Origin of the sequence: Arthrobacter nitrophenolicus (assembly GCF_045833485.1) — a bacterium.
Taxonomy (GTDB): domain Bacteria; phylum Actinomycetota; class Actinomycetes; order Actinomycetales; family Micrococcaceae; genus Arthrobacter; species Arthrobacter nitrophenolicus.
On sequence record NZ_CP174504.1, the window covers coordinates 3,431,935 to 3,455,105 of the forward strand.

Genomic DNA, 23,171 nt, shown 5'->3' on the forward strand with positions numbered 1-23,171 from the left:
CGAGATGATTGCATTTACTGCGGCGGAGATCGCCGAAATCACCAGCGGGCGCCTGGACGCCGATCCCGGAATCACGCCCCTTACGGTGGTTACGGATTCACGCGAAGCCACAACAGGTTCGCTTTACGTCGCAAAGCCGGGCGAGTTCGCGGACGGCCACGACTTCCTCCCGGCCGCTTTTGAAGCCGGGGCTGTCCTGGCCCTTGCCGAGCGGCCCGTGGCCGGGCCGGATGGGCTTCCATACCCCTCCATCCTGGTTCCCGACGCCGTCCTGGCAATGGGTGCGCTGGCGGCAGAGGCCGTCCGCAGGATCCGTGCGGCGAGGGCTGCAGCAGGCGGGAAACTGACAGTGGTGGGCATCACCGGCTCCGCCGGAAAGACCACCACCAAGGACCTGCTTGCCGGAATTTTCTCGGCCCACGGCAACACCGTGGCGCCGCAGGGGTCCTACAACGGCGAGGTCGGAGTGCCGCTCACCGTGTTCCGTGCGGACACCGACACCCGCTACCTGGTGATCGAGATGGGTGCCACCGGCATCGGACACATCCGCTACCTGGCTGAGATGGTCAAGCCTGACATCGGGGTTGTCCTCGGCGTCGGGACCGCGCATGCCGGCGAATTCGGGGGAGTGGAGAACATTGCCCTCGCCAAGGGCGAGATGGTAGAAGGCCTTTCCGCCGCCGGAACGGCCATCATCAACCTCGACGACGACAGGGTGGCCGCGATGCGCAGCCGCACCACGGCTAAGGTGCTCGGCTTCTCCGCCGAAGGTCGCGACGACGCCGCCGTCCAGGCCCTCAATGCGGACACCAACGCCGGCGGCAATCCGGAGTTCGACCTCCTGCTGCCGGACGGTGACGGGCCGCACCACGTCTCCAGCCGCCTCATCGGCTCCCACCACACGGGCAACCTCCTTGCAGCGGCTGCCGCGGCCTTCGCCGCAGGCATCCCCGGCGCGGACATCGCCTCCGGGCTGAGCAGCCAGACGGCCGCCAGCCGCTGGCGGATGGAACGGACCGAGCGTGCCGACGGCGTCACCGTCATCAACGACGCCTACAACGCAAACCCTGAATCCATGCGGGCCGCCCTCCGGACCCTTGCCGACCTGGGGCGCGGGCGGCGCACGTGGGCCGTCCTCGGCGCCATGCTTGAACTCGGGGACGACTCCATCCGGGAACACACCGCCGTTGGCACCCAGGTGGTCCGGCTCAACATCTCCCGGCTCGTAGTGGTGGGCCGCGAAGCGCGTCCGCTCTACGTTTCCGCCGTGCAGGAAGGGTCCTGGGGGGACGAATGCATCTTCACGGAGACCGCCGAGGAAGCCTACGAACTTTTGAACGCGGAACTCCAGCCCGGCGATCTTGTGCTGTTCAAGTCCTCCAACAGCGTGGGACTGCGCCATTTGGGCGATCGGATAGCATTACCCCCAACCCGCCAACCCGCCGATGAAAGGAGCACTCTGCTGTGATTGCACTTTTGATCGGCGCCGGGCTCGCCCTGCTGTGCGCCCTGGTGGGAACACCGCTCTTTATCCGGCTCCTGGTCCGCCGCGGCTACGGCCAGTTCATCCGCGACGACGGTCCTACCTCGCACCACACCAAGCGCGGAACACCCACCATGGGCGGAACAGTTGTGGTGGCAGCAGTCCTGCTGGCCTACGGACTCACCCACCTCATTATGTTCATGATGAATCCGGACTCACCCGGTCCATCCGCGTCAGCCCTCATCCTGCTCTTCCTGATGGTGGGGATGGGGCTCGTCGGCTTCCTTGACGACTTCATCAAGATCTCACGGCAACGCAGCCTGGGCCTCAACGCCAAGGCAAAACTCATCCTGCAGGCCGCGGTGGGCATCATCTTTGCCGTGCTGGCCCTCAACTTTCCGAACGAGGACGGCCTGGCGCCGGCGTCCACCAAGATCTCGCTGGTCCGGGACTTGCCCTGGCTGGACCTGGCTTTCGGCGGAACCGTCCTGGGCGCCATCCTCTTCGTGATCTGGTCCAACCTGATCGTCACGGCCGCCACCAATGGCGTCAACCTCACGGACGGCCTCGATGGGCTGGCGGCCGGTGCTTCCGTCATGGTCTTCGGCGCCTACACCCTGATGGGCATCTGGCAAAGCAACCAGGCCTGTGGTTCCCCGAGGGAAGCCGGCAGCGGCTGCTACTCCGTGCGGGACCCCCTTGACCTCGCGCTGCTGGCGGCCATCATGAGCGCGGCCCTGGTGGGCTTCCTCTGGTGGAACACTTCACCGGCCAAGATCTTCATGGGCGACACCGGATCACTTGCCATCGGCGGCGCCATCGCCGGCTTCGCCATCCTGTCCCGGACCGAACTGCTGCTTGGAATCATCGGCGGCCTCTTCGTCCTGATCACCCTGTCCGTCATCATCCAAGTGGGCTACTTCAAGGCCACCGGAGGCAAACGCGTCTTCAAAATGGCACCGCTGCAGCACCATTTCGAACTCAAGGGCTGGGCGGAAGTGACGGTGGTGGTCCGTTTCTGGATCCTGGGCGGACTGTTCGTGGCCGTGGGCCTTGGCATCTTCTACGCTGAATGGGTTGTATTGCTGTGACCGTTTCCCCCCGCCTGCAGAACCTCGTTTCCTGGGACTCCGACTGGAGCGGCCTGCGCGTGGCCGTCACCGGCATCGGCGTTTCCGGCTTCGCTGCGGCCGACACCCTGATCGAACTGGGTGCCCGCGTGGTGGTGGTGGACGCCGCCACCACCGAGAAAGCCAAAGCCCATGCCGAGACCCTGAAGATCGTCGGCGCAGCCGATGTCCTGCTGGGGGAGGACGCAGTCACCCGGATCCCCCGGATCGACGGCGAACTTCCGGAGCTCATTGTCACCTCGCCGGGCTGGCGGCCCGACCAGGCGCTCCTCGCTGCCGCGGCCCGTGCCCACATCCCCGTCTGGGGCGACGTGGAACTTGCCTGGCGGGTACGGACCAGGGAAGGCCGGAAGACGGCCGACTGGCTCGCCATCACCGGCACCAACGGGAAGACCACAACGGTGGGCCTCACCGAGTCGATGCTCCGCGCGGCCGGCCTCAAAGCCATCGCCGTGGGAAACGTGGGCACGCCCATCCTCGATGCCATCCGGGACCCCGTGGAGTACGACGTCTTCGCTGTCGAACTGTCCAGCTTCCAGCTGCACTGGGCCGAATCGCTCTCCCCGGTGGCAAGCGTCTGCCTCAACGTCGCCGAAGACCATGTGGACTGGCACGGCTCGTACGACTCATACCTGGCGGACAAGGCAAAGGTCTACGAGCAGACCCAAAAAGCCTGCCTGTACAACGCTGAACAGTTTGAGACCGAGCGCATGGTGGAGAACGCCGACGTCGTGGAAGGATGCCGGGCCATCGGGTTCACCACGGTCACGCCCGCCATCAGCATGCTCGGCGTGGTTGAAGGGCTCTTGGTGGACCGGGCCTTCATCGAGGAACGCAAGGACAGCGCGGCCGAGCTCGCGTCGATGAAGGACCTCGGCGCCTTCGCGCCCCGCCACATGGTGGCCAACGCCCTCGCTGCCGCCGGACTGGTCCGTGCCTACGGGGTGGATGCAGCCGCCGTGCGGCAGGGCATCCGGGACTACATCCCCGGGGACCACCGCATCCAGCCCGTGGCCCGCCACAACGGCGTACTCTGGGTCAACGATTCCAAGGCCACCAACCCACACGCGGCCTCGGCCTCCCTTGCCGCCTTCACCAATGTGGTCTGGATAGCGGGGGGCCTGTCGAAGGGCGTCTCCTATGACGACCTGGTGCGTGAGCACGCCTCCCGGCTGAAAGCCGTGGTGCTGATCGGCAAGGACACCTCGGTCCTCACCGCCGCCCTCCAGCGACACGCGCCGGATGTCCCGGTGATCGAGGCCGTACCGGGCGACACTGAAGAAGTGCAGACTGCCGCAGCGGGTGCCGACGAATCAGGTTCCCCCTTGTCCGGGGAACAGGTAATGTCGCTGGCCGTTGCGTCCGCCGCCCGGCAGGCCGCCTCCGGCGACACAGTGCTGATGGCTCCGGCAGCTGCTTCCATGGATCAGTTCTCTTCCTATGCTCACCGTGGTGACACATTCATCGCAGCTGTCCGCGGGCTGGTGGAAGGGCAGGGACAGACCGGCGAGGAGTAAGAATGGCCAGCACGCCCACCCGGCCGCCAGCCAAACGACAGGTCCGCACGCCCGGCCCCGGCTCCTCCGCAACGTCCGCAAGCCGGCAGGCAACCCTGCCCCGCAAACTGCGGAATGCGTACCGCAGGTTCTGGTCCGCCCTCGAGGGCAACGGAACCTCCCGGAACGGCTCCACGTACTACCTCATCCTGGGCTCCACCCTTGCCCTGACGGCAATCGGGATCATGATGGTCCTTTCCGCTTCCAGCGTCGAGTCCATCGCAGCGGGCAAGTCGCCTTACGGCGATGCCCTGAAGCAGGGCATGTTTGCTGCCATCGGCATCTTCACCATGTTCGTGCTTTCACGCATCAATGTGGTCTGGCTGAAGCGGCTCGCCTGGCCGGCGATCGGCATTGCCCTGGCGCTGCTGGTCCTGGTCCAGCTGGTGGGCGCCGAGGTCAACGGCAACAAGAACTGGATCGACCTGGGCGGCATCACCTTCCAGCCGTCCGAGGCGTCAAAGCTTGCTCTCGCCCTCTGGATGGCAACGGTACTGGCCATCAAGGGCCGGCTTCTGAGCCGCTGGCAGCACGTTGCCATTCCCGCCGTCCCCATGGCGGCCGCGGTTATTGTCCTGGTCCTGGTGGGCAACGACCTCGGCACCGCCATGATCATCATGATGATCACCGCTGCAGCGCTGTTCTTCGCCGGGGCGCCCCTCTACCTCTTCGGCATCGCCGGCCTGGCGGCGGCCGCCGGAACGGCCGTCATGGCCGTGACCAGCTCCAACCGGGTCTGCCGCATCACGTCCTGGTGGACCGGTGAATCCTGTGCCGACGGCATCGACGCCAACTACCAGGCAACAAACGGCCTCTACGGACTGGCCTCCGGCGGCTGGTTCGGCGTGGGACTCGGCCAGAGCCGGCAAAAGTACAGCTGGATCCCGGAAGCCCACAACGACTTCATCTTCGCCATCATCGGCGAGGAACTCGGCCTGGTGGGCACCGTCGTCGTCCTGATCCTGTTTGCGATCCTCGGCGCGGCCATCTACCGCGTGGTGGTGGCCCAGGAGGACATGTTCCACCGGGTCCTTGCCGGAACCATCATGGTGTGGCTGCTGGGCCAGGCGACCGTCAACATGGCCGTCGTCACCGGGCTGATGCCCGTCATTGGCGTGCCCTTGCCTTTCATCTCCTATGGCGGTTCGGCCCTGCTGATGTCGCTCTGCGCCGTCGGCGTGGTGCTGTCGCTGGCCCGGGAGCAGATGGCGCCCGCCATCCGCCCCAAGAAGATGCTGAAGTTCAAGGGCAGGAGCCGCGGGGCTGCTGCGAAGAAGAAGACTGCAAGAAAGCGTGCCTGATCCGAGATGACTCCGAAAACCCCCTCGATCGTCCTGGCGGGCGGCGGAACAGCCGGCCACATCAGCCCACTCCTGGCCATCGCAGCAGCGGTGCGGAGTGCCTCCCCGCATGCTGCCCTGCTCGCCGTCGGAACACCCTCCGGGATGGAAACCCGGCTTGTCCCGGCCGCAGGGGTGGAACTTGCCACCATTGACCGCGTGCCGTTCCCCCGGAGACCCTCCGTGGACCTGGTCCGGCTGCCGGGACGCCTGGCCGGGGCCGTGCGCCAGGCGGGCGCCATCCTCGACAAGGCGCAGGCGGACGTCCTGGTGGGCGTCGGCGGATACGTCTGCACCCCGATGTACCTCGCTGCCCGGAAGCGGCGCATCCCCATCGTGATCCACGAGGCGAACGCACGGCCCGGCCTGGCAAACAGGGTTGGGGCGATGCTGACAAAGCGGGTCGCGGTCGCCTTCGACGGCACGCCGCTCCCGCATGCGGTGCACGTCGGCATGCCCATGCGCACCGGGATTTCCTCCCTCGACAGGTCTGCAGCACGGCCCGCCGCCAGGGCGGCACTGGGACTTGACCCGGACAAACCCACCCTGATCGTGACCGGAGGTTCCTCAGGCGCCCAGAGCATCAACCGGACCATCGGCGGCGCAGTCGGGCAACTGGCAGCCGCCGGCATCCAGACCCTGCACATCACCGGGCGCGGCAAGTCGGTCGTGGACGACGCCGGCAAGCCGATCACGGCCGACGGCTACCGTCAGGTGGAATACGTCGACGGCATGGAGCTTGTCTACGCCGCCGCCGACGTGCTGCTGGCCCGGTCGGGAGCCGCAACTGTCTGCGAAGCAGCCGCGGTAGGAGTCCCTGCCGTCCTGGTGCCGCTGCCCATCGGCAACGGGGAACAGGCACTGAATGCCGCGGGCCTCGTGGCGGCCGGCGGCGCGCTGCTGGTTCCGGACCGGGACTTCAACGCCGGCTACGTCGCCCGGGAGCTGATACCGCTGGTCACCGACAAGGAACGGCTCGCCACCATGGCGGCCAATTCCTACCGGCTCGGCATTCGAAACGCCGACCAGCGCATGGCTGGTCTCATCCTGGAAGCGGTAACTGCATGAACCCCCACAACGCCGGCCTCGAATCCCCGGGCAGCCTGGAATCCCTCGGCAAGGTCCACTTCATTGGCGTCGGCGGCGTCGGAATGTCCGCCGTGGCGCGGATCATGGTGGCCCGCGGTGTCCCCGTCAGCGGCTCGGACGCCAAGGACCTTCCGGTCATGGCGGACCTGGCCGCGGCGGGTGCCCGCATCGCCGTCGGCTACGACGCTGCCAACCTGGGCGACGCGCAGACGGTGGTGGCCGGCTCGGCGATCCGCGCAGACAACCCGGAGCTTGCTGCCGCCAGGCAGGCAGGCCTGCCCGTGCTGCACCGCTCCGAGGCGCTTGCCGCCACCATGGGGGAGGACCTCGTGGTCACGGTGGCCGGAACCCATGGCAAGTCCACCACCACGTCCATGGTCACCGTCCTGCTGCAGGGTGCAGGGCTGGATCCCTCGTTCGCGATCGGTGCCAACGTGCCTGCCCTCGGTGTCAATGCCGCGCACGGGAGCTCCGGAATCTTCGTCGCCGAGGCCGACGAGTCCGACGGTTCATTCCTGAACTACCGGCCCCGGATCGCGGTGGTCACCAACGTTGAGCCTGACCACCTGGACCACTACGGTACGGCGGAGGCGGTCTATGAATCCTTTGACCGTTTCACCGCACTGCTGCCCGCGGACGGCGTGCTGGTTGCCTGCGCCGACGACGCCGGGGCGCTGGCCCTTGCCGAAAGGACCAGGGAGCGCGGCAACACCCGCGTGGTCCTGTACGGCACCCGTGCCGGTTCGGACCTGGTACTGCACGACGACGGTCCCGGCAAGGTGTGGGTGTCCGGACCCGCGGGCCGCCACGGACTTTCGCTGCAGGTGCCGGGGCGGCACAATGCGCTGAACGCCGCCGCCGCGTTCGCCGTGGCCCTCGAACTGGGCGTTGAACCCGCCGCTGCGGCCGCTGCACTGGCTGACTTCTCCGGGGCGGCCCGGCGCTTTGAACTGAAGGGATCCGCCAGGGGCGTCCGGGTCTTCGATGACTACGCGCACCACCCCACCGAAGTCCGCGCCGCCCTGACGGCAGCGCGGTCGGTGGCAGGGGAGCACAAAGTCCATGTGCTCTTCCAGCCGCACCTGTTTTCACGGACCCAGGAATTCGCCCGGGAGTTCGCCGAGGCCCTCAACCTCGCCGATACCGCCCTGGTACTGGATATCTACCCCGCCCGCGAAGACCCGATTCCCGGCGTTTCCAGCCAGCTCATCGCCGACCATTTGGGCGCAGGCGGGAGGCTGGTTCCGGCGTCCGACGCTGTGGCAGCCCTCGCCGACGCGGCGAAGGAAGGCGACATCGTCCTGACGGCGGGCGCCGGTGACGTCACCGCGTACGGCCCGCTGATCGTCGAGGCCCTGCGTGCCTAGCTCGCGCCGGCCCACCTACCGGCCCGCCGGAAGGACGGGGAGCACAGCCACCGGCCCCGGCGGGAAGAACACGCCGGCTTCCGGGCGGCTGGATATGGGCGGCGATGACGTTATCTCCGCATCCCGCAGCCTTCCGGAAACAGCGCCGGACAAGCCTGCCGCAGCCAAAAAACCCGCGAGGGCCGCAAAACCGGCCGGTGAGGGCAAGCTCCGTTTCCCCGGGCTCCGGAAGGACAAGCCCGCAGAGCCGGCCGGCGGGGCCCCGAACGTCCTGGCATTTCCTGAACCAAAGGGAAAGCGGCGCAAGAGGAACCTGCTCATGGTGGTAGCAGCCGTGGTGGCGCTCGTTGCCGGGCTGCTGGCGGGAGCCGTCTACTCGCCCGTGCTGGCACTGGAATCCATCTCGGTCTCCGGCACGCGGCTGCTGACCCCTGGGCAGGTGCAGGGCGCCCTGGAGCCGTTGCGGGGCAAGCCCCTGCCGCAAATCACAGACGAGGAAGTGGGGCGGCTGCTTGAGCCGCTGGTCCAGGTGAAGTCCGTCTCGGCCGAAGCGCGGCCGCCGTCGGGACTGGCCGTTGCCGTGCGGGAGCGCGTGCCCGTGGCGCTGGTCAAGCAGGGGGAGCAGTACCAATTGGTGGACGTGGAAGGCGTGCAACTGGCCGCCACTGCCGATCCCGCCTCGGTCTCCCTGCCGGTGATTGACGGTGGTGCCGGGACGATCGGCCAGGACCTGTTCCGCGCCACGGCGGCCGTCCTGGGTGCGCTGCCGGCCGATGTCCTGGCCAAGCTCAGCAATGCCTCGGCACAGTCCGTGGACGCGGTTGAGCTCAAGCTCGTGGACGGCCAAACCATCATCTGGGGGAACGCTTCGGAGAAGGAACTTAAGGCTAAAGTCCTGGAGGCGCTCCTCAAGGTTCCAGCCGACCCCAAAAACCCGGTCAAGGTGTACGACGTCAGCGTGCCCCGGCACCCGGTGACGCGGTGACCGGCATTCTTTCCGGTATTAATCCGACACGCGGACCCGGTTATTGAATGTGGGAACCAGAGGAAATACCGTCACAGACATGAGTTACTTGACATAACTATAACCTTCAAGTCGAAGGTTAAGGTTTCAGGCTTCAAGCTCTCCATCAGTTTTCGCAATAAACACGAACAAGGGACACGTAACGTGGCAGCTCCGCAGAATTACTTGGCCGTCATCAAAGTCGTCGGCATCGGCGGCGGTGGCGTGAACGCAGTCAACCGCATGATCGAGGTCGGCCTCCGGGGCGTTGAATTTATCGCCATCAATACGGACGCCCAGGCCCTGCTCATGAGCGATGCCGACGTCAAGCTGGACGTTGGCCGCGAGCTGACCCGTGGCCTGGGTGCGGGAGCCAATCCCGAGGTCGGCAAGCAGGCGGCCGAGGACCACGCTGACGAGATCGAGGAAGTGCTCCGCGGCGCGGACATGGTCTTCGTCACCGCCGGCGAAGGCGGCGGCACCGGCACGGGCGGCGCACCCGTCGTCGCCCGCATCGCACGTTCACTTGGCGCGCTGACCATCGGTGTTGTCACCCGTCCCTTCACCTTCGAGGGCCGCCGCCGGGCCGGATCCGCAGAAGCGGGCATCGACGCCCTCCGCGACGAAGTGGACACGCTGATCGTGATCCCGAACGACCGCCTGCTGTCCATCAGCGACCGCAACGTCTCGGTCCTGGACGCCTTCCGCTCGGCGGACCAGGTGCTGCTCTCCGGTGTCCAGGGCATTACGGACCTCATCACCACCCCCGGGCTGATCAACCTCGACTTCGCGGACGTCAAGTCCGTCATGCAGGGCGCCGGTTCCGCCCTCATGGGCATCGGTTCCGCCCGCGGCGAGGACCGTGCCGTCAAGGCCGCGGAACTCGCCATCGCGTCCCCGCTGCTCGAAGCTTCCATCGACGGCGCCCACGGCGTGCTGCTCTCCATCCAGGGCGGCTCGGACCTCGGCCTGTTCGAAATCAACGAAGCCGCCCGCCTGGTCCAGGAAGTTGCCCACCCCGAGGCAAACATCATCTTCGGCGCCGTCATCGACGACGCCCTGGGTGACGAGGCGCGCGTCACCGTTATCGCCGCCGGGTTCGACGACGTCAAGGCGACCTCGCCGTCGATGGACCAGTCCCAGCCGCAGGCGGCTCCGCAGCGCCCGGCCGCGCCTTCCGCAGCGCCGGCACCCGCGCAGGCGCCGTCGGCCGGGAACCATCAGCCCAGCGCCCAGCCCGTCCATGCCGGTGTTGGTGCCGCAGGCCTCAGCAGCTGGGGCCAGCAGCGTCCGTCCGCCGTCCCCGCAGACTCCGGGTTCGACGTCGACCTTCCTTCCGTGGTGGAGCCGGACCTCACCGGCAACCACCCGGATGACCTGGATGTCCCCGACTTCCTGAAGTAGGCCCCGGCTTGTTCCATTGGCGCGCCGACATCCTGCCCGGGGTGTCGGCCGCATTCACGAATACGGACGCGGGCAACCTCGCGCTGCATGTCGGGGACGATCCTGCCCTGGTGCAGCAGCGCCGTGCCGGGCTTGAGCGGTCCATGGGCGTGGCGCCGGCCGGACTCCGCTTCATGAACCAGGTCCACGGCACGGCCGTGGCCCTCATGGAGCCGGGTACGGCAACGCCTGAGGCGGACGCCATGGTCTCCCGCGGAGTCCCGCTGGCTGTGATGGTGGCGGACTGCATCCCCGTGCTGCTTGCAGCCGAATCCGCGGACGGTCCCGTCCTCGCGGCCGTCCACGCGGGCCGTCCGGGAATCGCCAACGGGGTCATCCCGGCAGCGTTGGAGAGCATGAAGTCGCTGGGCGCCGGCGCTGTCCGGGCCTGGCTGGGTCCCTCCATCTGCGGACGCTGCTACGAAGTTCCCGCCGCACTACAGGAAGAGGTGGCGGCGGAAGTGCCCGCCACCCGCAGCACCACGTCCTGGGGCACCCCCGGACTGGACCTGCCGGCCGGGGCGCGCAGCCAGCTGGAGCAGGCAGGCGTGGAGGTGGCGTACACCGGAGCATGCACGTTGGAGACAGAGTCGCTCTTCTCCTACCGTCGCAACCGGAACACCGGCAGGTTCGCGGGACTGGTGTGGTGCCATGACTGACGCGCCGGAGGCAGGGGATTCCCGCACTGCCGAGCTGGCCGGGCGGCTTGCCGTGGTCCGGCGGCGCATCGAGGCAGCCGCAGCGGCCGCAGGCCGGGAGGACCGCCTGCCCACGCTGATCGTGGTCACCAAATTCCACCCGGCCGCGGACATCCGCCGGCTCGCAGCGCTTGGCGTCACCGATGTCGGCGAGAACAGGGACCAGGAGGCGGCCGCCAAGGCCGCGGAACTGGCAGACTGCGGGCTCACCTGGCACTTCGTGGGCCAGCTGCAGACCAAGAAAGCCAAATCGGTGGCACGCTATGCCGCCGCGGTCCACTCCGTGGACCGGCCCCAGCTGGCGGAGGCCCTCGCTAAAGCCGTTTCCGCGGCACGGGCAAGCACAGGCCGGGCTCCGCTGGATTGCTTCATCCAGGTCAGCCTCGAGGACGACGCCGGTGCGCACCGCGGCGGTGCCGTCCCCGCCGACGTTCCCCGGCTGGCAGAACAGATCGCGGCGGCCGACGGCCTGCGCCTCGCTGGCGTGATGGCGGTGGCCCCGCTCGGCGCCGCGCCAGAGCCTGCCTTCGAGAAGCTCGCTGGCGTTTCGGCGCAGCTGGTGGCGGAGCACCCGGCGGCCACGGGCATCTCGGCAGGCATGAGCCAGGACCTGGAGGCAGCCATCAAGTTCGGGGCGACACACCTGCGGATCGGTTCCGATATTCTCGGATCACGTCCCGCGGTGGGGTAGCGTCGGTCCTGTTGGAAGTGATGGGCGGGGGACCCCAATGCTGTCGAGTCATTGGACGGCCCGCGTACGGGACACGAATAGGAGTCGACCATGGCCGGCGCTCTGCGCAAGACAATGATCTATCTTGGGCTCGCCGACGGCGATGAGCATTACGAGTCCGAGCAACAGACCGCACGTAAGGATGAGGACGAAACGATGGAAGTTGACCGCGAGGAGCGCCGTGCACCCGCACCCGTCCGCGAGGTCAGCCGCGAAGCGTCCTACACCCCTGAAGAGGAATACCGCGCCCCAGTGACCCCCATCAAGCGAGCGGCTTCGAGCCGCGAAGAAACCGGCGGCCTGCGCCAGATCACCACCATCCACCCGCGCTCCTACAATGACGCCAAACTCATCGGCGAGAGCTTCCGGGACGGCATTCCGGTGATCATGAACGTCACCGACATGGGTGAAGCGGATGCGAAGCGCCTGGTGGACTTCTCCGCGGGACTCGTGTTCGGGCTGCGCGGAAGCATCGAACGGGTGACCAACAAGGTTTTCCTGCTGTCGCCGTCGTACGTCGAAGTCATCGGCGACGACAAGAAGGCCAGCGACAACACGGCCAGTTTTTTCAACCAGAGCTGACCATCAGGCAGGATCCGGATGCCAGGCAGGGACACCTGTCTGGCATCTGTGCTGAAATAGACGGGAAGCATCGGCAGCAAACTGCCGTACCCACAATGGACATGGAGATATGAATTAAGTCATGGGAATTGTTTTCGGACTTGTCTATCTCGCGCTCCTGCTGTTTTTTGTGGCCCTCATCATCCGCCTGGTCTACGACTGGGTCCAGATGTTCGCCCGGGAGTGGCGGCCGCGCGGGGCTGCCCTGGTGGCCGCGCACGCCGTGTACACCATCACCGATCCGCCCCTGAAGGTCCTGCGCCGGCTGATTCCGCCCCTCCGCCTGGGCGGAATCTCACTGGATCTGGGATTCCTGATCCTCTTCATTGCCGTAAGCATCGCCATGGGAATCACGCGGGGACTCGCCTGATTTACCAAAAGAACCAGCAGCGCAGCCTGGACCCGCGGGAACAGTTACTGTGAAGCGTAGAAACTCGCGTTTGACACTGCAGTGTTGAATTAGAGTAAGCAGACCAAATTTAGGTACCGTAGTTTCGACGGCCGGAAGGCCTACTGACTAACCAGACCAGTGAGGTGACCAGATGGCTTTGACGCCAGAAGACGTTGTCAATAAGCGCTTTCAGCCGACCAAGTTCCGTGAGGGCTACGACCAGGATGAAGTTGACGACTTCCTGGACGAGATCGTCGTGGAGCTCCGCCGCCTGAACCAGGAGAACGACGAGCTCCGCAAGAAGCTCGCCGAAGCCGGTTCCAGCGTTCCTGCCAGCGCCGCAGCCGCCCCCGTGGTGGAGAAGGTCCCCGCGCCCGTCAAGTCCGACAAGGACGAGGCACGCGAAAAGGCCGAGGCAGAAGCCAAGGCCGCCGAAGCTGCCAAGAAGAAGGAAGCCCAGGCTCCCGCTCCGGTTGCTGCCGCCCCCGCTCCCGCCGGCCAGGCCGCCGTCGCCACGCCGTCCGCCGAATCTGCCGCAGGCCTGCTGGCCATGGCACAGCAGATGCACGACCGCCACGTTGCTGACGGCCAGGCGCAGAAGGACAAGATCATCGCCGAGGCGCAGATCGAAGCCAGCAGCCTCGTCAACGACGCCCAGGAAAAGTCCCGCAAGATCCTCGGTGCCCTCGAGCAGCAGCGGTCCGTCCTGGAGCGCAAGGTGGAGCAGCTCCGCGGCTTCGAGCGCGATTACCGCTCACGCCTGAAGGCCTACATCGAAGGCCAGCTCCGCGACCTCGACGCCCGCGGGTCAGTGGCTACGCCGGAAGTAAGCGAAGCCAACTAGTCCGTCAAGCACGTATTCTGAAAGCCGGTGGCTGAGGATTCCTCGGCCGCCGGCTTTCGGCATTGACACCTGTTTTACGAATGAAAGCACCATGACTGACGAACTCGCTGCAGACGCTGCACGCCCTGTCCCGCCCTCACCACGCCCCCGCCGGGCCGTGCTGCTGTCCCTCTTCGCCGGGTTCGCGGTCTTTGCCTACGTTTTGGACCAGTTGACCAAGCTGTGGGTCACCTCCACCATGGTGGAAGGGGAACGGATCCCGGTCTTCCCGCCGCTGCTCCACTGGTACTTCATCCGCAACTCCGGCGCGGCGTTCTCCATCGGCGAGAACGTCACCTGGGTGTTCTCCATCATCATGGCCGTGGTGGCCGTCGCCATCGTCTTCCAGATCCGGAAGCTGGGCTCAAAATGGTGGGCCCTGGCCCTGGGCCTGCTCCTGGGCGGGGCGCTGGGCAACCTTACCGACCGGCTGTTCCGGGAGCCGTCCTTCGGCATGGGGCACGTGGTCGACTTCATCCAGCTTCCCAACTTCGCCATCTTCAACATCGCCGACTCCGCCGTTGTATCCGCCGTCGCCATCATCTGCATCCTGACCCTGCGCGGGGTGGCACTGGACGGCACCCGCGTAGCCGCGGAGCGCAAGGAGAAGTCCGGCGATGCCTGAGCGGTACGTCGTTGCCGAGGAATACGCCGGCTCCCGGGCCGACGCCGGGCTGGCAGGAATCCTGGGCGTGTCCCGGTCCGTCGCGGCGACCCTGATAGCGGAAGGCCATGTGGTGAGCCGGGGCAAGGCCCTGGGCAAATCGGCAAAGCTGGCAGCGGGGGACGTCCTGGACGTCAGTATCCCGGAACGGCGGGACCCGCTTGAAGTCGTGGAGGAAGTTGTGGAAGGCCTGAAGATCCTGCTTGACGACGATGATTTCGTCGTCGTCGACAAACCCGTGGGCGTTGCCGCCCACCCGTCCCCGGGCTGGGTGGGACCCACCGTGGTGGGCGGCCTCGCAGGCGCCGGATACCGCATCTCCACCTCCGGCTCGCCTGAACGCGCCGGCATCGTGCACCGCCTCGACGTCGGAACATCCGGGGTCATGGTGGTGGCCAAGACCGAACGGGCCTACACGGCCTTGAAGCGTGCCTTCAAGGAACGGACCGTGGACAAGGTGTACCACGCCGTGGTGCAGGGCCTGCCCGACCCCCTGACCGGCACTATCGACGCCCCCATCGGCCGGCACCCCGGCCACGACTGGCGGTTCGCCGTGATCGAGGACGGCCGGGAGTCCGTGACGCACTACGAGGTGATCGAGGCATTCGGCAAGGCCAGCCTGGTGGAAATCCACCTCGAAACGGGCCGGACCCACCAGATCCGCGTGCACTTTTCCGCGCTGCGGCACCCCTGTGCCGGGGACCTGACGTACGGCGCCGATCCCAGGCTCGCCGCCACCCTGGGCCTGACCAGGCAGTGGCTGCACGCCCGCGAACTTGCCTTCGACCACCCGGGCACGGGGGAGCGGATCAGGGTCACCAGCGACTATCCGCAGGACCTCGCATACGCCCTTGAGGTCCTGGGCTCCGGACGGGCCTGACACTGGCGGGCATGACACGGGCGGCCGGAGGCCAGCGCTTAGAATAGTGCGGTGACTTCCAGCAATGATTCGTTTGTCCACCTGCACACCCACACCGAATATTCAATGCTGGATGGAGCGGCCCGCCTGGGGGAGCTGTTCGATGAAACCGAACGCCTGGGCATGCCCGCGCTGGCCACCACCGACCACGGCTACCTGTTTGGCGCCTTCGACTTCTGGCAGAAGGCCCAGGCCAAGGGCATCAAGCCCATCATCGGCGTTGAAGCCTATGTGACTCCCGGTACGGCCCGCACGGACAAGGAGCGCGTCCGCTGGGGGGACGAGTCCCAGCGCAAGGACGACGTCTCCGGCGGTGGTTCCTATACCCACATGACCCTGCTCAGCTATAACAACGTGGGCATGCGGAACCTTTTCCGGGCCTCGTCCATCGCGTCGCTGGACTCGGTCTTCGGCAAGTGGCCGCGCCTGGACCGCGAGCTGCTCAACACCTACTCCGAGGGCCTCATCGCCACCACCGGCTGCCCGTCCGGGGAAGTGCAGACCAGGCTGCGGCTGGGCCAGTACCGCGAAGCGCTGGAGGCGGCCGCCGAGTTCCGGGACATCTTCGGCGCCGAAAACTACTTCTGCGAACTGATGGACCACGGCCTGGATATCGAACGCCGGGTCACCGGGGACCTGCTGCGGCTCGCCAAGGAACTCAACCTTCCCCTGGTGGCCACCAACGACCTCCACTACACCCACGAGCACGACGCCAAAGCCCACGAGGCGCTGCTGGCCATCCAGTCCGGTTCCACCCTGCTGGAACCGACCTATGACAACGGCGGTTCGCGCTTCGCCTTCTCCGGCAGCGGCTACTACCTGAAGTCCCCGCAGGAGATGCGCGAACTCTTCCGCGACCACCCGGAAGCCTGCGACAACACCCTCCTGATCGCCGAACGCTGCGAGGTGTCCTTCAACACGGACGCCAACTACATGCCCCGGTTCCCCTGCCCGCCCGGCGAGGACGAGACCTCCTGGCTGGTCAAGGAAGTCGACAAGGGCCTGCAGTACCGCTACCCGAAAGGCGTGCCGGATGAGGTCCGCAAGCAGGCCGACTACGAGCTGGGCGTCATCACCTCCATGGGCTTCCCGGGCTACTTCCTGGTGGTGGCCGACTTCATCAACTGGGCCAAGAACAACGGCATCCGGGTAGGTCCGGGCCGTGGTTCCGGCGCCGGTTCCATGGTGGCCTACGCCATGCGCATCACCGACCTCGACCCCCTGCGTCACGGCCTGATCTTCGAACGCTTCCTCAACCCCGACCGTGTCTCCATGCCCGACTTCGACGTCGACTTCGATGACCGGCGGCGGCCCGAGGTCATCGACTACGTGACCAAGAAGTACGGCGACGAGCGCGTGGCGATGATCGTCACGTACGGCACCATCAAGACCAAGCAGGCGCTCAAGGACTCCTCCCGCGTCCTGGGTTACCCCTTCAGCATGGGCGAACAGCTCACCAAGGCGCTGCCGCCCGCCGTCATGGCCAAGGACATTCCGCTCGCCGACATCCAGAACCCGGAAGCGAAGCGCTACAGCGAGGCAGGCGACTTCCGCCAGCTGATCGCCACGGATCCCGAAGCCGCGAAGGTGTTTGAAACCGCGCTCGGCATCGAAGGGCTGAAGCGCCAGTGGGGCGTCCATGCCGCCGGCGTGATCATGTCCTCCGACCCGATCATCGACGTCATCCCGATCATGCGCCGGTTCCAGGACGGACAGGTGATCACCCAGTTCGACTACCCCACGTCCGAGGGACTGGGCCTGATCAAGATGGACTTCCTGGGCCTGCGGAACCTGACGATCATTTCCGACGCCCTCGAGAACATCAAGATGAACCGCGGCATCGACCTGGACCTCGAAAACCTCGAGCTGGACGACGCCGCCTCCTACGAGCTGCTGGCCCGCGGCGACACCCTGGGCGTGTTCCAGCTCGACGGCGGCCCCATGCGGTCCCTGCTCAAGCTCATGAAGCCTGACAACTTCGAGGACATCTCCGCCGTGCTGGCCCTGTACCGGCCCGGTCCCATGGGCGCCAACGCCCACACCGACTACGCGCTGCGCAAGAACGGCATCCAGGAAGTCATCCCGATCCACCCGGAACTCGAGGAACCGCTGGCCGAGATCCTGGGCGGAACCTACGGCCTGATCGTGTACCAGGAGCAGGTTATGGCGGTGGCGCAGAAGCTGGCCGGCTACACCCTGGGCCAGGCCGACATCCTGCGCCGTGCCATGGGCAAGAAGAAGAAGTCCGAACTGGACAAGCAGTTCGCCGGCTTCTCCCAGGGCATGCAGGACAACGGCTACTCGATGGAGGCCGTCAAGACCCTGTGGGACATCCTGCTGCCATTCTCCGACTACGCCTTCAACAAGGCCCACTCGGCCGCTTACGGCGTGATCTCGTACTGGACCGCGTACCTCAAGGCGCACTATGCGCCCGAGTACATGGCCGCGCTGCTCACCTCTGTGGGTGACGACAAGGACAAGTCCGCCATCTACCTCAACGAGTGCCGGCGCATGGGCATCACGGTGCTTCCGCCGGACGTCAACGAATCCGCCCTGAACTTCACCCCGGTGGGGAACGACATCCGCTTCGGCATGGGGGCCATCCGGAACGTCGGCGTCAACGCGGTGGAGGCCATGGTGGCGGCCCGCGAAAGCGAGGGCGCCTACACGTCCTTCAAGGACTACCTGATGAAGGTTCCGGCGGTGGTCTGCAACAAGCGCACCATCGAATCGCTGATCAAGTCAGGCGCCTTCGATTCACTGGGGCACACCCGACGCGCCCTGGCCATGGTCCACGAAGAGGCCATCGATTCGGTCATCACCCTGAAGCGGAACGAGGCGATCGGCCAGTTCGACCTCTTTGCCGGGATCGGGGAGGCCGAGTCGGAGTCGTCCCTCAGCATCGAAATCCCGGACCTGCCGGAGTGGGAGAAGAAGGACAAGCTGTCCTTCGAACGGGACATGCTGGGCCTGTACGTCTCGGACCACCCGCTGCAGGGCCTCGAAGGGCTCCTCAGCCAGCACGCGGAGATGAGCATCACCTCGGTGCTGGGGGAGGACGGGCCGCAGGACGGCGCCATCATCACCATCGCCGGGATGATCACGTCCCTGAGCCGCCGGATCGCCAAGGCCAGCGGCAACGCCTACGCCCGGGCCGAGGTTGAGGACCTGGGCGGTTCCATGGAAGTGATGTTCTTCGGCCAGGTCTACGGTCCCATCGCATCGGTGCTGGCCGAGGACCTGATCGTGGTGGTCAAGGGCCGGCTGCAGAAGCGCGACGACGGCGCCGTCACGCTGAACTGCATGGAGCTTTCGGTCCCTGACCTGAGCGAGGGCATGAACGGTCCCCTGGTGATCACCATGCCCACGCACAAGGCCACGGAGGCAGTGGTCACCGAACTGGGCGACGTGCTGCGCACCCACCGGGGCAACTCCGAAGTCCGCCTGCACCTGCAGGGCGATACCCGCACGGAGGTCATGGCCCTGCCCGTGCACCTGCGGGTGAACCCCAGCCCGTCCCTGTTCGGCGACCTGAAAGTCCTGCTCGGCCCGGCCTGCCTGGACGCCTGACGAAACCGCGGACGACGGCGGGCCGCACGTCCCGCCGTCGTCCGCGGCCCGCGGCGGGAAGCGTCAGATCTCGTAGTCAAGGGGCATCGGCTGCCCGTAAGCGCCGCCGTGGTACAGCAAAGGCGACCCTTCGCCGCCCACCTGGCCATCAACCACCTGGACCACCACCACGGCGTTGTTCTCGAAGGAGAGCCGCATCTGCACCTCGCCGATCAGCCAGCCGGCAACGTCCTTCAGGATGGGCACGCCGTGCGGCCCGATCTCCCAGTGGTTGCCTTCGAAGCGGTTGCCAGGGCTGGCAAAGCGGGCGGCCAGCTCCTGGTTCTCCAGCCCCAGCATGTGGACACCCAGGTACTGCGTGTTGGCCACCGCCGGCCAGGACCTGGAGCTGCGGGCCATGTTGAATGTGAACCGGGGCGGCCTGGCTGACAGCGACGCCACCGACGTCGCAGTGAACCCGTAGGGCTCGTCCTGGTAGTTCACCGTGATGATGGCAACCCCGGCGGCATGGCGCCGGAACATTTCCCGGAACGTCTGCTCGAAGGGCGCGCTGTTGTCGGCCACCGAAAACTCCTGACATGGATGGGTGCTTCCCTCCAAGGGTATTGTCCGCAGGCTCCACGGGGGAATCGCCGGACCTGTTCTGCGCGCCGCGCCGCCGGAACGTTTGTTAAGGTTTGTTGCATGGTCAAACTTTCCCGCCGGACGTCGTCGCGGCTGCCCTTGACCCTGCTGGCGGTCCCGGCGGCGGCGGGCGTCCCCGCGGGCATCCTGTGGTGGCTGCTCGCTCCCGGCGGCCTGAACCTGATCACCAGGGATCCCGGCCTCGCGGCCGGGACCAACCCGGCGGTCTGGCTGCCACGCGACCTGACCCTTGCCGCCATCATGGTTGTTGCCGGCTGCGTGCTGGGCGTCTTCCTCGCAGACAAGAAGCGCGCCAACCCGCAGGCGGCACTGCTGCTGGGGCTCGGCGGCGCCCTTGCCGGCAGCCTCCTGGCCTGGCAGGCCGGCATGTTGTCCGCCATGCTGTGGGGTCCGGCAGTGGACGCCTCCGCCAACGCAAGCATCGCCTTCTCGCTCCGGGCGCTGCCGGTGCTGCTGCTGTGGCCGGCGGCCGCGGCAATTTCCGTCTTCGTGCTGGAACTGCAGGATCTGCTGGGAAAGAAACCTGGCAGTGGCGCCGACGCGGCCGCTCCCGCCCCGGGCCGTACAGCACCGTAACGGTCGCACGAAAGCGCCCGCCGGCAGCGGCACCCGTCCGCCCCGGCCCGTAAAATGAACGGGTCCCGTAAAATGGTCCGGTGACCATTTCTTCGGAGTTTCCCGCCCCCGCCACTGCCGCTGTGAACTTTCGCACCATTGACGTCCGCGGACAAAACCTGGCCCTGGCGGGCCTGCGCGCTGCCGTGCCCCGGGCCAAGGGCCAGACTGTTGCAGATGCCGAAGAAAAGGTCCTGCAGATCATTGCCGCTGTCCGGGAGCGCGGCTTCGACGCCCTCGGCGAGCTGGCGCTCCGCTTCGATGGCGTCCGCCAGGAGCACCCCCTGGTTCCGCAGGAAGCCCTCGCCGCAGCACTGGAACAGCTGGACCCGGCGGTGCGCGCAGCCCTCGAGGAATCCATCAGCCGAGCACGCAGGTTCGCGGACGGGCAGCGCCCGCGCAACGTTGACGTGGAACTCGGTGACGGCGCCGTGGTCAGCCAGAACTGGGTACCCGTGGCGCGGGTTGGGCTGTACGTGCCCGGCGGCCTGGCCGTCTACCCGTCCTCGGTGATCATGAACGTGGTTCCGGCGCTTGCCGCCGGGGTGGAGTCCATTGCCCTCGCGTCACCCCCGCAGAAGGAATTCGGCGGCCTGCCCCACCCCACGATCCTTGCTGCGGCAGCGCTGCTCGGCATCACCGAGGTTTACGCGATCGGCGGGGCCCAGGCCATCGCGGCCTTCGCCTACGGCATCGCGGAAACGCCCGCCGGTCCCGCACTGGAACCGGTGGATGTGGTGACGGGACCGGGCAATATTTTCGTCGCCACTGCCAAACGCCTGGTCAAAGGCGTGGTCGGAATCGACTCCGAGGCCGGCACCACGGAGATTGCCATCCTGGCTGATTCCTCCGCCCAGCCCGCCCTCGTTGCCGCGGACCTGATCAGCCAGGCCGAACACGACCCCCAGGCCGCCTCTGTGCTCATCACCGATTCGGAGGACCTCGCCTCCGCAGTGCGCGCCGAACTGGACCGGCAGGCGGCGGCCACCAAGCACGCGGACCGGGTGCGCGAGGCCCTCGCCGGCCCCCAGTCCGGCGTCGTCCTGGTGGACGGCCTCGACCAGGGCGTTGCCGCCTGCGACGCCTACGCCGCCGAACACCTGGAGATCATGACCCGCGACGCGTCCGCTGTCGCCGCCCGGATCCGCAACGCCGGTGCCATCTTCGTGGGGGACTACAGCCCGGTCAGCCTGGGAGACTACTGCGCCGGCTCCAACCACGTGCTTCCCACCAGCGGCACCGCTGCGTTCTCGTCCGGCCTTAACGTGACCACGTTCCTGCGCGCCATCCAAGTGGTCAACTACAGCCGGGATGCGCTCAAGGAAGTCAGCAGCCACATCGTGAATCTCTCCCGCGCGGAGGATCTTCCGGCTCACGGAGACGCCGTCACTGCCCGTTTCGCGGAGGACTGAGCACTACATCTAGTAATTACAGGCTTGTTATTACGCTACATGTGCCCGTAAACTGGAAGACGCTACAGCGCGGATCTTCCGCGCGCTCATTGGGAAATTCCCGGCAGCGGGACAATGCGAGGGAGGGACACCGTGTACTGTCCGTTCTGCCGCAATCCCGACTCCCGCGTGGTGGACAGCCGCATGGCGGACGACGGCTCGGCCATCCGGCGGCGCCGGCAATGCCCCGAGTGCGGCCGCCGGTTCACCACCGTGGAAACCACCAGCCTTTCCGTCATCAAGCGTTCCGGCGTCGGCGAGCCCTTCAGCCGCAGCAAGGTGATCAACGGCGTGCGCAAGGCCTGCCAGGGCCGGCCAGTCAGCGAGGACGACCTCGCACTGCTTGCCCAGGAAGTCGAGGAGCAGATCCGCGCCTCCGGCGCAGCGGAGATCGACGCGCACGAGGTCGGCCTCGTCATCCTTGGCCCGCTGCAGAAGCTGGACAAGGTGGCATACCTGCGCTTCGCCAGCGTCTACCAGGCCTTCGAATCCCTCGAGGATTTCGAGACTGCCATCTCCCTGCTGCGCCACGAGGCCGAGCAGGACGCCAAGGGCACGCCGGCGAAGAACGCCAAGGGTACTGAGAAAAGCCCCCTCTAATCTCCGGTGGCCGCAGCGGAGGGGAAGCCGCAGCCGCCACCGGCACATAAGACAGGACGCCCCTTCCGGTACCGGAAGGGGCGTCCTGTCTTAACCGTCTACTTTGCCAGCTTGTGCTTCAGGGCGATCTCGATGGCGGCGCCCACGATGCCTGCCTCGTTCCGAAGGACTGCGGGAACAATCGGGGTGCGCAGCTTCAGCTTGGGCAGGTACTCGTCGGCGCGCTTGGAGATGCCGCCGCCCACGATGAACAGTTCGGGGGAGAACAGGAACTCCACGTGGGAGAAGTAGCGCTGCAGGAGCACGCTGTACTCGTCCCAGGACAGGCCATCCCGCTCACGTGCCACCGCGGAGGCCTTGGTCTCGGCGTCGAAGCCGTCGATTTCCAGGTGGCCCAGTTCGGCATTGGGGACAAGCTTGCCGTCGAAGATGAAGGCTGAGCCGATGCCCGTGCCGAGGGTGATCACCAGGACGGTGCCGCCGACGCCAGCGCCGGCCCCGTAGCGGGCCTCTGCCAGGCCGGCGGCGTCGGCGTCGTTAATGACCTCGACCGGCCGGTTCAGGCGTGCGGTGAGCATGGCGTCGATATCGGTGTCCAGCCAGCTCTTGTCGACGTTGGCCGCGGAGTGCACCACGCCGTGCTGGATGATGCCCGGAAAGGTGACGCCGACCGGGGAACCGGCGGCGGGCGCCTCGGGGCGGGCCGACAGTTCGGCAACCACCAGGGCCACGGCCTCCGTCACGGCCTCGGGGGTGGCAGGCTGCGGCGTGGGCACCCGGAACCGTTCACCCACCAGCTTGCCCTTCTTGAGGTCGACAATGCCGCCCTTGATTCCCGTGCCTCCGATGTCGATGCCGATCAGCGGGGCGTTCTTGTGCGACTTCTCGTCCTTCTTGGCCAAAATGGGTTTCCGTTCGTGGCAGGTGCGGGCAGGAAAGGGGCGGCCGGTGGCCGGCCCCGGAATTAATGTCC

Annotated in this window: 21 protein-coding genes; 19 read left to right on the forward strand and 2 right to left on the reverse strand. The window is 66.8% G+C overall.

The window, feature by feature from the left end; translation table 11 throughout:
- The first annotated feature begins 4 nt into the window (after nucleotides 1-4).
- The 16 genes from murF (at nucleotide 5) to dnaE (ending at nucleotide 18,887) form a co-directional block, all read left to right on the forward strand.
- Nucleotides 5-1,468, forward strand: a complete 1,464-nt coding sequence (gene murF / locus ACJJV6_RS15845) for a UDP-N-acetylmuramoyl-tripeptide--D-alanyl-D-alanine ligase (RefSeq protein ID WP_407709417.1) — start codon at nucleotides 5-7, stop codon at nucleotides 1,466-1,468.
- On the forward strand, nucleotides 1,465-2,574 hold the full coding sequence (gene mraY, locus ACJJV6_RS15850; RefSeq protein WP_133352199.1) for a phospho-N-acetylmuramoyl-pentapeptide-transferase: 1,110 nt from the start codon (nucleotides 1,465-1,467) through the stop codon (nucleotides 2,572-2,574). The genes murF and mraY overlap by 4 nt, the downstream gene beginning before the upstream one ends.
- Nucleotides 2,556-4,130, forward strand: a complete 1,575-nt coding sequence (gene murD, locus ACJJV6_RS15855) for a UDP-N-acetylmuramoyl-L-alanine--D-glutamate ligase (RefSeq protein ID WP_407709418.1) — start codon at nucleotides 2,556-2,558, stop codon at nucleotides 4,128-4,130. The genes mraY and murD overlap by 19 nt, the downstream gene beginning before the upstream one ends.
- A 2-nt stretch (nucleotides 4,131-4,132) precedes the next feature.
- Nucleotides 4,133-5,470 (forward strand): putative lipid II flippase FtsW, encoded by a 1,338-nt coding sequence (ftsW, locus tag ACJJV6_RS15860; protein WP_009358618.1) that lies wholly within the window; start codon nucleotides 4,133-4,135, stop codon nucleotides 5,468-5,470.
- A gap of 6 nt (nucleotides 5,471-5,476) precedes the next feature.
- Entirely contained in the window at nucleotides 5,477-6,577 is a 1,101-nt protein-coding gene (gene murG / locus ACJJV6_RS15865; RefSeq protein ID WP_407709419.1) for an undecaprenyldiphospho-muramoylpentapeptide beta-N-acetylglucosaminyltransferase, read from the forward strand.
- Nucleotides 6,574-7,965 (forward strand): UDP-N-acetylmuramate--L-alanine ligase, encoded by a 1,392-nt coding sequence (gene murC / locus ACJJV6_RS15870; RefSeq protein WP_407709420.1) that lies wholly within the window; start codon nucleotides 6,574-6,576, stop codon nucleotides 7,963-7,965. Before murG ends, murC begins: the two co-directional genes overlap by 4 nt.
- Entirely contained in the window at nucleotides 7,958-8,950 is a 993-nt protein-coding gene (locus tag ACJJV6_RS15875) for a cell division protein FtsQ/DivIB (RefSeq protein ID WP_407709421.1), read from the forward strand. Before murC ends, ACJJV6_RS15875 begins: the two co-directional genes overlap by 8 nt.
- Nucleotides 8,951-9,133: 183 nt before the next feature.
- On the forward strand, nucleotides 9,134-10,372 hold the full coding sequence (gene ftsZ / locus ACJJV6_RS15880) for a cell division protein FtsZ (RefSeq protein ID WP_133352191.1): 1,239 nt from the start codon (nucleotides 9,134-9,136) through the stop codon (nucleotides 10,370-10,372).
- Between the two features lie 8 nt (nucleotides 10,373-10,380).
- Nucleotides 10,381-11,070: a polyphenol oxidase family protein gene (locus ACJJV6_RS15885; protein ID WP_407709422.1), complete on the forward strand. Its 690-nt coding sequence runs from the start codon at nucleotides 10,381-10,383 to the stop codon at nucleotides 11,068-11,070.
- Nucleotides 11,063-11,800, forward strand: coding sequence for a YggS family pyridoxal phosphate-dependent enzyme (locus ACJJV6_RS15890; RefSeq protein ID WP_407709423.1), 738 nt, complete (start codon nucleotides 11,063-11,065; stop codon nucleotides 11,798-11,800). Before ACJJV6_RS15885 ends, ACJJV6_RS15890 begins: the two co-directional genes overlap by 8 nt.
- A gap of 90 nt (nucleotides 11,801-11,890) precedes the next feature.
- Nucleotides 11,891-12,421: a cell division protein SepF gene (locus tag ACJJV6_RS15895; protein ID WP_009359118.1), complete on the forward strand. Its 531-nt coding sequence runs from the start codon at nucleotides 11,891-11,893 to the stop codon at nucleotides 12,419-12,421.
- A gap of 121 nt (nucleotides 12,422-12,542) precedes the next feature.
- Nucleotides 12,543-12,830 (forward strand): YggT family protein, encoded by a 288-nt coding sequence (locus ACJJV6_RS15900; RefSeq protein WP_009359117.1) that lies wholly within the window; start codon nucleotides 12,543-12,545, stop codon nucleotides 12,828-12,830.
- Nucleotides 12,831-13,002: 172 nt separating this feature from the next.
- Nucleotides 13,003-13,695, forward strand: coding sequence for a DivIVA domain-containing protein (locus ACJJV6_RS15905; protein ID WP_009359116.1), 693 nt, complete (start codon nucleotides 13,003-13,005; stop codon nucleotides 13,693-13,695).
- A gap of 91 nt (nucleotides 13,696-13,786) precedes the next feature.
- The gene (gene lspA, locus ACJJV6_RS15910) at nucleotides 13,787-14,359 is read left to right on the forward strand and encodes a signal peptidase II (RefSeq protein ID WP_009359115.1); all 573 of its coding nucleotides are present in this window, start codon (nucleotides 13,787-13,789) and stop codon (nucleotides 14,357-14,359) included.
- Nucleotides 14,352-15,278: an RluA family pseudouridine synthase gene (locus tag ACJJV6_RS15915; protein ID WP_133352183.1), complete on the forward strand. Its 927-nt coding sequence runs from the start codon at nucleotides 14,352-14,354 to the stop codon at nucleotides 15,276-15,278. Before lspA ends, ACJJV6_RS15915 begins: the two co-directional genes overlap by 8 nt.
- Before the next feature lie 51 nt (nucleotides 15,279-15,329).
- Entirely contained in the window at nucleotides 15,330-18,887 is a 3,558-nt protein-coding gene (gene dnaE, locus ACJJV6_RS15920) for a DNA polymerase III subunit alpha (RefSeq protein WP_354176257.1), read from the forward strand.
- A gap of 63 nt (nucleotides 18,888-18,950) precedes the next feature.
- Here dnaE and ACJJV6_RS15925 read toward each other — a convergent pair whose 3' ends face one another.
- Nucleotides 18,951-19,451, reverse strand: coding sequence for a flavin reductase family protein (locus ACJJV6_RS15925; RefSeq protein ID WP_009359113.1), 501 nt, complete (start codon nucleotides 19,449-19,451; stop codon nucleotides 18,951-18,953).
- Nucleotides 19,452-19,571: 120 nt separating this feature from the next.
- On the opposite strand from ACJJV6_RS15925, the gene ACJJV6_RS15930 reads away from it, so the two are divergent.
- The 3 genes from ACJJV6_RS15930 (at nucleotide 19,572) to nrdR (ending at nucleotide 22,198) form a co-directional block, all read left to right on the forward strand.
- Nucleotides 19,572-20,108, forward strand: a complete 537-nt coding sequence (locus tag ACJJV6_RS15930) for a hypothetical protein (RefSeq protein WP_009359112.1) — start codon at nucleotides 19,572-19,574, stop codon at nucleotides 20,106-20,108.
- An 80-nt stretch (nucleotides 20,109-20,188) separates the two neighbouring features.
- Nucleotides 20,189-21,559: a histidinol dehydrogenase gene (hisD, locus tag ACJJV6_RS15935; RefSeq protein WP_009359111.1), complete on the forward strand. Its 1,371-nt coding sequence runs from the start codon at nucleotides 20,189-20,191 to the stop codon at nucleotides 21,557-21,559.
- 132 nt (nucleotides 21,560-21,691) lie between these two features.
- Nucleotides 21,692-22,198, forward strand: coding sequence for a transcriptional regulator NrdR (gene nrdR, locus ACJJV6_RS15940; protein ID WP_009359110.1), 507 nt, complete (start codon nucleotides 21,692-21,694; stop codon nucleotides 22,196-22,198).
- A gap of 98 nt (nucleotides 22,199-22,296) precedes the next feature.
- Here nrdR and ppgK read toward each other — a convergent pair whose 3' ends face one another.
- Complete coding sequence (gene ppgK / locus ACJJV6_RS15945) at nucleotides 22,297-23,100, reverse strand: polyphosphate--glucose phosphotransferase (protein WP_009359109.1); 804 nt, start codon at nucleotides 23,098-23,100, stop codon at nucleotides 22,297-22,299.
- Nucleotides 23,101-23,171 lie beyond the last annotated feature (71 nt).